This is a genomic window from Mycobacterium kyorinense (genome assembly GCF_002101735.1).
Lineage (GTDB): Bacteria > Actinomycetota > Actinomycetes > Mycobacteriales > Mycobacteriaceae > Mycobacterium > Mycobacterium kyorinense.
On record NZ_LQPE01000159.1, the window covers coordinates 86,175 to 98,240 of the forward strand.

General features: G+C 68.4%; 12 protein-coding genes. 10 read left to right on the top strand and 2 right to left on the bottom strand.

What is annotated here, in order from left to right:
* Nucleotides 1–5 precede the first annotated feature (5 nt).
* From AWC14_RS22730 to AWC14_RS22745, 4 genes are read left to right on the top strand one after another with little or no spacing between them, the layout of a single operon-like run.
* Nucleotides 6–1,406 (top strand): phosphomannomutase/phosphoglucomutase, encoded by a 1,401-nt coding sequence (locus AWC14_RS22730; protein ID WP_045381417.1) that lies wholly within the window; start codon nucleotides 6–8, stop codon nucleotides 1,404–1,406.
* Nucleotides 1,403–2,479: a hypothetical protein gene (locus AWC14_RS22735; RefSeq protein WP_045381420.1), complete on the top strand. Its 1,077-nt coding sequence runs from the start codon at nucleotides 1,403–1,405 to the stop codon at nucleotides 2,477–2,479. The genes AWC14_RS22730 and AWC14_RS22735 overlap by 4 nt, the downstream gene beginning before the upstream one ends.
* Nucleotides 2,480–2,488: 9 nt before the next feature.
* A complete protein-coding gene (manA, locus tag AWC14_RS22740; RefSeq protein WP_085241466.1) occupies nucleotides 2,489–3,715 on the top strand; it encodes a mannose-6-phosphate isomerase, class I in 1,227 nt (408 codons plus the stop codon).
* On the top strand, nucleotides 3,712–4,638 hold the full coding sequence (locus tag AWC14_RS22745) for a cation diffusion facilitator family transporter (RefSeq protein WP_045381423.1): 927 nt from the start codon (nucleotides 3,712–3,714) through the stop codon (nucleotides 4,636–4,638). Before manA ends, AWC14_RS22745 begins: the two co-directional genes overlap by 4 nt.
* Here the strand turns inward: AWC14_RS22745 and AWC14_RS22750 are convergent.
* Nucleotides 4,593–5,975, bottom strand: a complete 1,383-nt coding sequence (locus AWC14_RS22750; protein WP_045381512.1) for an FAD-dependent oxidoreductase — start codon at nucleotides 5,973–5,975, stop codon at nucleotides 4,593–4,595. The two genes, AWC14_RS22745 and AWC14_RS22750, sit on opposite strands and share 46 nt — an antisense overlap.
* A 31-nt stretch (nucleotides 5,976–6,006) precedes the next feature.
* Here AWC14_RS22750 and AWC14_RS22755 point away from each other — a divergent pair, with 31 nt between their 5' ends.
* The 6 genes from AWC14_RS22755 to ahcY all read left to right on the top strand — a co-directional run bounded on the left by AWC14_RS22755 (nucleotide 6,007) and on the right by ahcY (nucleotide 11,436).
* Entirely contained in the window at nucleotides 6,007–7,497 is a 1,491-nt protein-coding gene (locus tag AWC14_RS22755) for an amino acid permease (RefSeq protein WP_045381426.1), read from the top strand.
* A 173-nt stretch (nucleotides 7,498–7,670) separates the two neighbouring features.
* Nucleotides 7,671–8,882, top strand: coding sequence for an alkane 1-monooxygenase (locus tag AWC14_RS22760; RefSeq protein WP_045381429.1), 1,212 nt, complete (start codon nucleotides 7,671–7,673; stop codon nucleotides 8,880–8,882).
* Complete coding sequence (locus tag AWC14_RS22765) at nucleotides 8,882–9,055, top strand: rubredoxin (RefSeq protein ID WP_045381432.1); 174 nt, start codon at nucleotides 8,882–8,884, stop codon at nucleotides 9,053–9,055. The genes AWC14_RS22760 and AWC14_RS22765 overlap by 1 nt, the downstream gene beginning before the upstream one ends.
* Nucleotides 9,052–9,234, top strand: a complete 183-nt coding sequence (locus tag AWC14_RS22770) for a rubredoxin (protein ID WP_024448548.1) — start codon at nucleotides 9,052–9,054, stop codon at nucleotides 9,232–9,234. The genes AWC14_RS22765 and AWC14_RS22770 overlap by 4 nt, the downstream gene beginning before the upstream one ends.
* A gap of 17 nt (nucleotides 9,235–9,251) precedes the next feature.
* Nucleotides 9,252–9,884 carry a TetR family transcriptional regulator AlkX gene (alkX, locus tag AWC14_RS22775; protein WP_162267205.1) on the top strand — a complete coding sequence of 211 codons (633 nt, stop codon included), beginning with the start codon at nucleotides 9,252–9,254 and terminating at the stop codon, nucleotides 9,882–9,884.
* A 79-nt stretch (nucleotides 9,885–9,963) separates the two neighbouring features.
* A complete protein-coding gene (gene ahcY / locus AWC14_RS22780; protein WP_045381439.1) occupies nucleotides 9,964–11,436 on the top strand; it encodes an adenosylhomocysteinase in 1,473 nt (490 codons plus the stop codon).
* A 6-nt stretch (nucleotides 11,437–11,442) separates the two neighbouring features.
* On the opposite strand, the gene sigC is transcribed toward ahcY, so the two are convergent.
* A complete protein-coding gene (sigC, locus tag AWC14_RS22785) occupies nucleotides 11,443–11,997 on the bottom strand; it encodes an RNA polymerase sigma factor SigC (RefSeq protein WP_045381442.1) in 555 nt (184 codons plus the stop codon).
* Nucleotides 11,998–12,066 lie beyond the last annotated feature (69 nt).

The following is a 12,066-nucleotide window of genomic DNA, read 5'->3' on the forward strand; positions in this document are numbered from 1 at the left end:
CTTTCATGTCTCGGCCCGCCGCGGCTGTCAACCGTGTGATCAAGGCTTATGACGTGCGAGGCGTCGTCGGTGACGAGATCGACGAGCCGTTCGTCGCCGACGTCGGCGCCGCCTTCGCCAGGCTGATGCGTGACGAGGGCGCCGGGCGGGTAGTTCTCGGCCACGACATGCGGGACAGTTCGCCGGCCCTGGCGGCAGCCTTCGCGTCCGGGGTCACCGGGCAGGGGCTCGACGTGATCCGGATCGGTCTGGCATCGACCGATCAGCTCTATTTCGCCTCGGGCCTGTTGGACTGCCCCGGCGCCATGTTCACCGCCAGCCACAACCCGGCCGCCTACAACGGCATCAAGCTGTGCCGGGCGGGCGCCAAGCCGGTCGGCGCCGACACCGGGTTGAGCACCATCCGCGACGACGTGGTCGCCGGCGTGCCCGGCTACGACGGGCCGGCCGGCAGCATCGCCGATCGGGATGTGCTCGCCGACTACGGGGAATTCCTGCGCTCGCTGGTGGACCTGTCGGCGCTGCGCCCGCTGCGGGTGGCCGTCGACGCGGGCAACGGGATGGCCGGTCACACCGCGCCGGCGGTGCTCGGCGCAATCGAGTCAATCACGTTGCTGCCGTTGTACTTCGAGCTCGACGGCTCGTTTCCCCACCACGAGGCCAACCCGCTGGACCCGGCGAACCTGGTGGACCTGCAGGCCTATGTGCAGGAGAGCGGCGCCGATATCGGGCTGGCATTCGACGGCGACGCCGATCGCTGCTTCGTGGTCGACGAACGCGGCCGGCCGGTGTCGCCGTCGACGGTGACCGCGCTGGTCGCCGCCCGCGAGCTCACCCGCGAGATCGGCGCGACCGTGATCCACAACCTGATCACCTCCCGCGCCGTGCCGGAGCTGGTGGTCGAACGCGGCGGCACACCGGTGCGCTCGCGCGTCGGGCACTCCTACATCAAGGCGCTGATGGCCGACACCGGCGCAATCTTCGGCGGCGAGCACTCCGCGCACTACTACTTCCGCGACTTCTGGGGCGCCGACTCCGGGATGCTGGCCGCGTTGTACGTGCTGGCCGCGCTGGGCGAGCAAGACCGGCCGCTCTCCGAGCTCACCGCCGACTACCAGCGCTACGAATCCTCCGGCGAGATCAACTTCACCGTCGCCGATGCCGCGTCGGCCACCGAGGCGGTGCTGAAGTCCTTCGGCAGCCGCATCCACTCCATCGACCATCTGGACGGAGTGACCGTCGACCTCGGCGACGGAAGCTGGTTCAACCTGCGCAGCTCCAACACCGAGCCGCTGCTGCGGCTCAACGTGGAAGCACGCTGCACCGAGGACGTCGATGCGGTGGTCCAGCAGGTGAGTGCAACAATTCGAGCCGAAACAGCCGGGCTGACACAGGCAGTCACGTGAACGCCATACACGCCACCATCGACTTCGACGACACCGACGCCCTGATCGCCGCCGATCGCGACGGGCTGCTGCGGGCCGCGTCGATGGCCGGCGCGCAGGTGCGGTCCACCGCCGCCGCAGCCGAAGAGGGCGCGCTCGACCCGGTGCGCGGGGACACCCCCCGCACGCTGATCTGGGTGGCCGGCCGCGGCACCGCCGAAACCGCCGGCACCATGCTGGCCGCGACGCTGGGCGGCACGACCGCCGCGCCGATCGTGGTCGCCGCCGAGGCGCCGCCGTGGATCGGCGCGCTCGACGTGCTGATCGTGGCCGGCGACGACCCGGGCGATCCGGCGCTGGTCGGCGCCGCCGCCACCGGGGTGCGCCGCGGCGCTCGCGTGGTCGTCGCGGCACCCTACGAGGGACCGTTGCGCGACAGCACGGCCGGGCGGGTCGCGGTGCTGGAGCCGCGGATGCGGGTCCCCGACGAGTTCGGTCTGGGCCGCTACCTGGCCGCCGGGCTGGCCGCGCTGGAAAGTATCGACCCCAAGCTGCGGACGGATCTCGGTGTGCTGGCCGACGAGCTGGACGCCGAGGCGCTGCGCAACAGCGCGGGACGCGAAGTGTTCACCAATCCGGCCAAGGCGCTGGCCCAGCGGATGACGGGGCGCAGCATCGTGCTGGCCGGCGACTCCGCCGCGACGCTGGCGCTGGCCCGGCACGGCTCGTCGGCGCTGCTGCGGATCGGCAATCAGGTGGTGGCCGCCACCGGCTTGGCTGACGCGCTGATCGCGCTGCGCACCACACCGTCATTCGCCGATGCGGCGGATGCGCTGTTTCACGACGAGGCGATCGACGGCCCGCTGCCCGAGCGGCTGCGGGTGCTGGCGCTGACGCTGGCCGCCGACCGGACCGTCGTCGCCGCCAGAGTCGCCCCGCTCGGCGACGTGGACATCGTCGGCGCCGAGGACGTGCCCGACGTGTCCGTCGGCGCCGCCGGCCAGGTCAGCGCGCAGCGGGCCGAGCAGCAACTGGCAATATTGGCCGTTCGACTGGAGATGGCCGCCGTTTATTTGCGGCTGGTGCGGGGATAGACAACAGACGTGGAACTGCTACGCGGAGCGATACGGACGTACGCCTGGGGATCGCGTACGGCCATCGCCGAATTCACCGGGCGACCGGTCCCGGCGGCTCACCCCGAAGCCGAGCTCTGGTTCGGCGCGCATCCGGCCGACCCGGCGTGGTTGGAGACCGGCGGCGGCGAAACGACGTTGCTGGACGCCCTGGTCGCCGACCCGGACGGCCAGCTCGGCGGGGCGGCGCGGTCCCGATTCGGTGACGTGCTGCCCTTCCTGGTGAAAGTGCTTGCCGCCGACGAGCCGTTGTCGCTGCAGGCGCACCCCAGCGCTGAGCAGGCCGCCGAGGGTTACCTGCGCGAGGAGCGGCTGGGCATCCCGATCAACTCGCCGGTGCGTAACTACCGCGACAAGAGTCACAAACCCGAACTGTTGGTGGCGCTGCAGCCGTTCGAGGCGCTGGCCGGCTTCCGGCCGGCCGCCCGCACCGTCGAGCTGCTGCGGGCGCTGGCGGTCTCCGACCTGGATCCGTTCATCCACCTGCTCAACGACCAGTCCGACGCCGACGGGCTGCGCGCGCTGTTCACCACCTGGATCACCGCCCCGCAGCCCGACATCGACGTGCTGGTCCCGGCCGTTATCGACGGCGCGATCAACTACATCACCTCCGGCGCAACGGAATTCGCGGCCGAGGCCAAGACGGTGCTGGAGCTGGGCGAGCGCTACCCCGGCGACGCCGGTGTGCTGGCGGCGCTGTTGCTCAACCGCATCAGCCTGGCCCCCGGGGAGGCGATCTTCCTGGCGGCCGGCAACCTGCACACCTACCTGCGCGGCGTCGCGCTGGAGGTTATGGCCAACTCCGACAACGTGTTACGCGGCGGCCTGACTCCCAAGCACGTCGACGTGCCGGAGCTGCTGCGCGTGCTGGACTTCACGCCCACCACCGAGGACCAGCTGCGACCGCCGACGCATCGCGACGGGCTCGGGCTGGTCTACGACACCCCGACCGACGAGTTCGCGTTGTGTGTGCTGACTCTCGACGGCGAGCACGTCGGCCACGAGGTGGACGCGCCGTCGCGGCACGACGGCCCGCAGATCCTGTTGTGCACCGAGGGCTGCACCACCGTGCACGGAAAATCCGGGACGCTGAAACTCGAGCGGGGCGCCGCGGCGTGGGTGGCCGCCGACGACGGGCCGATCCGGCTGGTGGCGCATCAGCCGACGACGTTGTTCCGGGCCACCGTCGGCCTGTGAGTGCATCCAGCAGTACCCGCGCGATCCTGGCCGCGCTGGCCGCCAACGCCGGCATCGCCGCCGCCAAGTTCGTCGGCTTCGCGGTCACCGGCAGCTCGTCCATGCTTGCCGAAGCGGTGCACTCGGTAGCCGACACCTCCAACCAGGCGCTGTTGCTGTTCGGGCAGCGCGCCGCGCGCAAGGAGGCCGACGCGCTGCACCCGTTCGGCTACGGCCGCAGCCGCTACTTCTGGTCGTTTGTGGTGGCGCTGGTGTTGTTCACCCTCGGCGCGGTGTTCGCCCTCTACGAGGGCTACCACAAGATCGTCCACCCTGCGGAGCTGACGTCCCCGGTGGTGGCGCTGGCGATCCTGGTGGTGGCAATCACGTTGGAGACGTTCAGTTTTCGCACTGCGGTGGTCGAGTCCCGGCCGCTGAAGGGCAACGGCAGCTGGTGGCGGTTCATTCGCAACTCCCGCAATCCCGAGCTGCCGGTGGTGCTGCTGGAGGACACCGGCGCGCTGGTCGGATTGGCGTTCGCGCTCGCCGGCGTCGGCTTGACGACGCTCACCGGCAACCCGGTCTGGGACGGCGTCGGCACCATCGCCATCGGTCTGCTGCTCGGCGCCATCGCGACCATCCTGATGGTCGAGATGCACAGCCTGCTGATCGGTGAGAGCGGCACTGCCGCCGAAGTCGCTGCCATCCGGGCGGCGCTGGAAAACACCGAGCATGTCGATCGCCTGATTCATCTGCGCACGCAGTATCTCGGCCCGGACGAGATGCTGGTGGGCGCCAAGATCGCGGTGGGCCCGCACGTCGAGCTGGCCACCGTGGCGGCCACCATCGACGCCGCCGAAGCCAACATCCGTGCGGCGGTGCCGGCCGCCCGGGTCATCTACCTCGAGCCCGACCTGGATCGCACCCGCTCGCGCAGTATCTGACGACGCTCGGCGAGCCACAGCCGCATGTTGTGCCGAATCGTGCGAGCGATCAGTTTGGCCGACGGGATCATGTAGAGGCTGTCCAGCAACGAGAACCGGCGCAAAAACCATTCTGCGAGAACGGGATCGGTCTCGGCCGCGCCGAGAAGCTGGTCGTAGAGGTTGCCGACCGGGCGATACCACCAGGGCATCGGCCCGCCGGCGTGATGGAACGTGAAATCGCCGACGGAATTCATCACCCACACCGGGTACGTGGTCTTCGCGGTGGCCCGGTTCAGCTCGCGGGCCACGTCGGCACCCGGGTCGGCCAGCGCGTCGCCGAGATGCCCGGCCTGCAGCGACGTCATCGTCATGCCTTGCCCGAAGGTGGGGTCGAAGCTGGCCACCGCGTCGCCGAACGGCACGATCCCGTCCGGAAAGCGGTCCAGTTTGTCGTAGCGGCGCCAGCGGCTGGTGGGGAAACGGTGGAAGGCCACCTCGCCGACCGGTTCGGCCTGTTCGAGGGCGGCGGTGAACTGCGGGGGCAGCAGCTTTTCCGCCAGTACTCTGATCTCCGAAAAGGTGTGCGGCGGTTCGACTTTGGCGACACCGAACGTCGTGAGTGTCCAGGTGCCGTCCTCGTATTGCAGCATGCCCAGTCCGAGCGGCTGCTCGCGCGACGCCCCGGCCACCACCACCTTCTGCTCGATCAGGCCGTCGGGAATCCGAAGCTGTTGCGTCGCATAGCCGATACCCACGTCCACCACCTCTTCGGGCGGCCTCGGATATCCCCACTGCTGCAGCCACACCGGCAGTCTGGTGCCGCGCCCGGCGGCCTCGACGACGAGGTCGGCGGCGACGAGCTCACCGGAGTCGAGCACCACGCCGGTCACCCGGCGGGCGGTGGGGTCGAAGCGCGGTTCGACCACCGCGTGTTGCCGAATCTCGGTGTTGGGCAGCGCGATCACGCGCCGCCGGATCTGCCATTCCAGCTGCGGACGGCTCGGCACGTACGCGGTGAACTCGTCGCGCAGGTTCTGGCCCGTCCCGAGCACGTGGCCAGCGGCGCCGAAGTAGATGGCCTGCGGCCGGTTCTGCAGGATCGGCACCCCGGCCGCGACCATGTCGTCGAGCAGGCCCGGGAACAACGCCTCGAATTCCGCGGCGCCTCGCGCCATCAACAGGTGAACATGGCGGCCCTGGGGGACTGCCGTGCGCTGAGCGGGCGTGGCCGGCAGCTGGTCGCGCTCGAACAGCGTGACCCGGTCGTAGAAATCGGCCAGCACGCGGGCGGCGCACAGCCCCGCAATGCTGGCGCCGATGACGACCGCATGACGCCTTGGGTTCTCGGCGCGCATGTCCGCACAGTAGTCGGTACTGTCCCGGTGCATGGCCGATCGATGGCGCATCAAATCCGTCGAGCAGTCGATTGCCGACACCGACGAACCGGACAGCCGGCTGCACAAAAACCTCAGCTGGTGGCACCTGACCGTGTTCGGTGTCTCGGTGGTGATCGGCGCCGGCATCTTCACGGTCACCGCCTCCACCGCGGGCAACATCACCGGCCCGGCCATCTGGATCTCGTTTCTGATCGCGGCGATCACCTGCGGGCTGGCGGCGGTGTGCTACGCGGAGTTCGCCTCGACGCTGCCGGTGGCCGGTAGCGCCTACACCTTCTCCTACGCCACCTTCGGCGAGTTCCTGGCGTGGGTGATCGGCTGGAACCTGGTGCTCGAGTTGGCCATCGGCGCGGCGGTGGTGGCCAAGGGGTGGTCGAGCTACCTCGACACCATGTTCGGAATCACAAGGGGCACAATCACTCTCGGCTCATTCCAGCTCGACTGGGGTGCGTTGTTGATCGTGGCGCTGGTGGCGACGCTGCTGGCGCTGGGCACCAAGTTGTCGGCGCATTTCTCGGCGGTGGTCACCACGATCAAGGTGTCGGTGGTGGCGCTGGTGGTGGTCGTCGGCGCCTTCTACGTCAAGGCCGACAACTACTCGCCGTTCATCCCGCCGCCGGAGGCCGACCACGCCGGCACCGGCCTCGACCAGTCGGTGCTGTCGTTGCTGACCGGCGCGCACACCAGCCACTACGGCTGGTTCGGGGTACTGGCCGGGGCGTCGATCGTGTTCTTCGCGTTCATCGGGTTCGACATCGTCGCCACCATGGCCGAGGAGACCAAGCACCCGCAGCGCGACGTGCCGCGCGGGATCCTGGCGACGCTGGGCATCGTCACCGTGCTCTACGTCGCCGTCTCCGTCGTGCTGTCCGGGATGGTGCCCTACACCGCGCTTCGGGACCGCCCCGGCGGCAAGCACGCGAACCTGGCCACCGCGTTCGCGGCGAACGGGGTGCACTGGGCCTCCGGCGTCATCTCGATCGGGGCGCTGGCGGGGCTGACCACGGTGGTGATGGTGCTGATGCTCGGCCAGTGCCGGGTGCTGTTTGCGATGTCGCGCGACGGGCTGCTGCCCCGGGCGCTGGCGCAGACCAGCACCCGCGGCACGCCGGTGCGGATCACGGTGCTGGTCGCGCTGCTGGTGGCGCTGGCGGCGTCGGTGTTTCCGATGGCCAAGCTCGAGGAGATGGTCAACGTCGGAACGCTGTTCGCATTCGTCCTGGTGTCCGCCGGGGTGATCATCCTGCGCCGCACCCGCCCGGACCTGCCGCGGGGCTTTCGCGCGCCGTGGGTGCCGCTGCTGCCGATCGCCTCGGTGTGCGCCTGCCTGTGGCTGATGCTCAACCTGACCGGGGTGACCTGGATCCGGTTCGCCGTGTGGATGGTCGTCGGCGTCGCCATCTACTTCGGCTACAGCCGCCGCCACTCGGTCTTGGCGGGCCGGGCCGACGAGCGGCCCGCCGTCCAGGTCGCTTCCTGACCCTTCTTCACCGCGACTGTGCGGTTTCATACGCGACGCGCCGACGAGGCCGTATGAATCCGCACACTCGGCGCTGCGGTGCTTTACATGCCATAGCTAATTGTCTAGACAGGAGACGCAAAGCGCGGTATTGTCAACTCCAACGTGCTGTGACTCACAACGGAGGTTGCGACATGACCACCACGACGAGCCCCGAGACCGCGGTGTGGCGAGACAACAAGCGCTATCTGTGGCTGCTGGGGTTGATCGCCCCGACGGCCCTGATGCTGATCCTGCCGATCGTGTGGGCGATGAATCAGGCCGGCTGGCAGACCGCGTCGCAGGTGCTGTTCTGGATCGGTCCGCTCCTGGTCTACGTGCTGTTACCGCTGCTGGACCTGCGCTACGGACCCGATGGGCAAAACCCGCCGGACGAGGTGATGGAACGGCTGGAGAACGACAGGTACTACCGCTACTGCACCTACATCTACATCCCGTTCCAATACGCCAGCGTGGTGCTGGGGGCCTACCTGTTCACCGCCTCGGACCTGAGTTGGCTCGGATACGACGGGCCGCTGAGCTGGCCGGCGAAGATCGGCCTGGCGCTGTCGGTCGGCGCGCTGGGCGGCATCGGCATCAACACCGCGCATGAGATGGGCCACAAGAAGGAAAGGCTGGAACGCTGGCTGTCCAAAATCACGCTGGCCCAGACCTGCTACGGGCACTTCTACATCGAGCACAACCGCGGCCACCACGTGCGGGTGGCCACCCCGGAAGACCCGGCGTCGGCACGGTTCGGCGAGACGTTCTGGGAATTCCTGCCGCGCAGCGTGATTGGCAGCCTGCGCTCGGCGTGGATTTTGGAGGCGCAGCGGCTGCGCCGGCTGAACAAGAGCCCGTGGCACCCCTCCAACGACGTGCTCAACGCCTGGGCGATGTCGGTGGTGCTGTGGGCTGTGCTGATCGCCGTGTTCGGCCCGGCGCTGATCCCGCTGCTCATCATCCAGGCCATCTACGGCTTCTCGCTGCTGGAGTCGGTGAACTACCTCGAGCACTACGGGCTGCTGCGGCAGAAGCTGGACAACGGCCGTTACGAGCGCTGCACGCCGCAGCACAGCTGGAACTCCGACCACATCGTGACCAACCTGTTCCTGTACCACCTGCAGCGGCACAGCGACCACCACGCCAACCCGACGCGCCGCTACCAGACGCTGCGCAGCATGGACGGCGCACCGAACCTGCCCAGTGGCTACGCGTCGCTGATCGGGCTGACCTACCTCCCGCCACTGTGGCGCAAGCTGATGGACCACCGCGTGCTGGCCCACTACGACGGCGACATCACCAAAGCCAACATCCAGCCGCGCGTCCGCGACCGAGTGTTGGCCCGTTACGGGACGGTGGCGTGATGGCGTCGTACCGCTGCCCGATCTGCGACTACGTCTACGACGAGTCCAAAGGCCATGCGCGGGAAGGCTTTCCGGCCGGGACACGCTGGGATGAGATTCTCGACGACTGGTGCTGCCCGGACTGCGGGGTCCGCGAGAAGATCGATTTCGAAGAGACGGAGGTAGCCAGATGAGCGACTACAAGCTGTTCGTGTGTGTGCAGTGCGGCTTCGAGTACGACGAGGCCAAGGGCTGGCCGGAAGACGGCATCGCGCCCGGCACCCGGTGGGACGACATCCCCGACGACTGGAGCTGCCCGGACTGCGGCGCGGCCAAGTCCGACTTCGAGATGGTAGAAGTCGCGCGTCCGTGACGGCTAGTCTCGCGCATGTGACAGGACCAAATGGTACGGGCAGGCCCGTACGAGTCCCCTACGCCGAGGCGTCGCGGGTCCTGTTGCGCGATTCGGTGCTCGACGCGATGCGCGAGCTTTTGCTGGCCCGTGACTGGTCGGCGATCACGCTGGCCGACGTGGCCCGCGCCGCGGGCATCAGCCGCCAAACCATCTACAACGAGTTCGGCTCGCGGCAAGGCCTGGCGCAGGGCTACGCGCTCCGGCTGGCCGATCGGCTGGTGGACGCCGTCGACGACGCCATCTATTCGAACGTCGGCGACGTCTACGCGGCGTTCCTGCAGGGTTTCCGGATGTTCTTCACCGAGTCGGCCGCCGACCCGCTGGTGATCTCGCTGCTCACCGGTGTCGCCAAGCCCGACCTGCTGCAGCTGATCACCACCGACAGCGGGCCGATCATCACCCACTGCTCGGAGCGGTTGACCAACACGTTCCAGCACAGCTGGGTCAAGGCCAGCGACGACGATGCGGGCATCATCGCGCGCGCCATCGTGCGGCTGGCGATGAGCTACGTGTCGATGCCACCCGAAGCCGACCACGACGTCGCCGCCGATCTTGCGCGGCTGATGACGCCCGCCGTCGAACGCTACGGTGTGATCGAAGCCCCCTGACCCGGCATCGCACGCCCGCCGCATCGGGGACTAATGTATATGCAAGCTAACTAGTTGACCGATGAGGAGTGCGCCCGAGATGACGACCACCGAGAACGCGCTGAGCACCGACGTGCGCAACGGCATCGAATACAAGGTCGCCGACCTGTCGCTGGCGGACTTCGGCCGCAAGGAGATCCGGCTGGCCGAGCACGAGATGCCGGGCCTGATGTCGCTGCGGCGCGAATACGCCGAGGTGCGGCCGCTGAAGGGTGCCCGCATCTCCGGGTCGCTGCACATGACCGTGCAGACCGCGGTGCTGATCGAGACGCTGACTGCGCTGGGCGCCGAGGTCCGCTGGGCGTCGTGCAACATCTTCTCCACCCAGGACCACGCCGCGGCGGCGGTGGTCGTCGGACCGCACGGCACCCCGGAGGAGCCCAAGGGCACCTCGGTGTTCGCCTGGAAGGGCGAGACCCTCGAGGAATACTGGTGGGCCGCCGAGCAGGCGCTGACCTGGCCGGGCGAGCCGGCGAACATGATCCTCGACGACGGCGGCGACGCCACCATGATGGTGTTGCGCGGCATGCAGTACGAGAAGGCGGGCGTGGTGCCTCCGGCCGAGGAGGACGACTCCGCCGAGTGGAAGATTTTCCTGAACCGGCTCCGTGAGGGCCTCGAATCCGACAAGACGAAGTGGACCAAGATCGCCGAGTCGGTCAAGGGCGTCACCGAAGAAACGACGACGGGCGTGCTGCGGCTCTACCAGTTCGCCGCCGCCGGTGATCTGGCGTTTCCGGCGATCAACGTCAACGACTCGGTGACCAAGTCCAAGTTCGACAACAAGTACGGCTGTCGGCATTCGCTGATCGACGGCATCAACCGCGGCACCGACGTGCTGATCGGTGGCAAGAAGGCGCTGGTTTGTGGGTACGGCGACGTCGGCAAGGGCTGCGCGGAATCGCTGGCCGGCCAGGGCGCCCGGGTGACCGTCACCGAGATCGATCCGATCAACGCGCTGCAGGCGCTGATGGAGGGCTACGACGTCAAGACCGTCGAGGAGGCCATCGCCGAGGCCGACATCGTCGTCACCGCGACCGGCAACAAGGACATCATCACGCTCGAGCACATGAAGGCGATGAAGGACCAGGCGATCCTGGGCAACATCGGTCACTTCGACAACGAGATTCAGATGGCCGCGCTGGAGAAGTCGGGGGCGACCAAGCTCAACATCAAGCCGCAGGTCGACCAGTGGACGTTCCCCGACACCGGCCGCTCGATCATCGTGCTGTCCGAGGGCCGGCTGCTGAACCTCGGCAACGCCACCGGGCACCCGTCGTTCGTGATGAGCAACAGCTTCTCCAACCAGGTGATCGCTCAGATCGAGCTGTGGACCAAGAACGACGAGTACGACAACGAGGTGTACCGGCTGCCCAAGCACCTCGACGAGAAGGTGGCCCGCATCCACGTCGAGGCGCTCGGCGGACAGCTGACCAAGCTGACCAAGGACCAGGCCGAGTACATCGGCGTCGACGTCGAGGGTCCGTACAAGCCGGACCACTACCGGTACTGACCCGGCTTAGCCGGTTGCCTCGTCGACGTCGAGGCCGGCCAGCAGCGCGCTGCGGGCGCGGGCGACGCGGGAGCGGATGGTGCCCACCGGGCATCCGCACACCGCGGCCGCGTCGGCGTAGGACAGCCCCAGCAGCTGGGTGAGCAGCAGCGCCTCGCGCTGGTCGGCGGTGAGGTTGGCGATCATCGTCGTGACTTCGACGACGTCTTCGAATCCGCGGGTCGGTCGGTCGCGGTTGAGGAGCTGTTCGGGATCGGCGCCGTGCGCGGTGCGCGGCCGGGCTTGGGCGTGGCGCACATGGTCGGCGACGACGTGACGCGCGATGGCCAGCAGCCAGGTCCGGGCGGTGGACCGTCCGGAGAATCGCCGGATGGCGCCGATGGCCCGCAGAAATGTCTCCTGGGTCAGATCGTCGGCGTGGGACCCGTCGGAGAGGTAGGCGACAAACCGCCACACGTCCTGCTGGGTGGCTTTGATGAATGTCTCGAGTGCCCCGGCGTTGCCGCGTGCAGCGGCGAGGGCGAGTGCGGTAACGGCCTCATCGTCGCTACGCGCGGTCACTCCTGTACCTCTTCTCTTGCAGGCGCGAAGAGTGCGTCTGTGGTAGGGATGGGACGGGAGCCGGGGTGA

What these genes read in the sequence shown, in the direction of transcription:
- ahcY (WP_045381439.1), top strand. Translation starts at nt 9,964, where the DNA reads ATGACGACCACCGAGAACGCGCTGAGCACCGACGTGCGCAACGGCATC.
- AWC14_RS22750 (WP_045381512.1), bottom strand. Translation starts at nt 5,975, where the DNA reads ATGCGCGCCGAGAACCCAAGGCGTCATGCGGTCGTCATCGGCGCCAGC.
- AWC14_RS22755 (WP_045381426.1), top strand. Translation starts at nt 6,007, where the DNA reads ATGGCCGATCGATGGCGCATCAAATCCGTCGAGCAGTCGATTGCCGAC.
- AWC14_RS22765 (WP_045381432.1), top strand. Translation starts at nt 8,882, where the DNA reads ATGGCGTCGTACCGCTGCCCGATCTGCGACTACGTCTACGACGAGTCC.
- AWC14_RS22760 (WP_045381429.1), top strand. Translation starts at nt 7,671, where the DNA reads ATGACCACCACGACGAGCCCCGAGACCGCGGTGTGGCGAGACAACAAG.
- AWC14_RS22770 (WP_024448548.1), top strand. Translation starts at nt 9,052, where the DNA reads ATGAGCGACTACAAGCTGTTCGTGTGTGTGCAGTGCGGCTTCGAGTAC.
- AWC14_RS22730 (WP_045381417.1), top strand. Translation starts at nt 6, where the DNA reads ATGTCTCGGCCCGCCGCGGCTGTCAACCGTGTGATCAAGGCTTATGAC.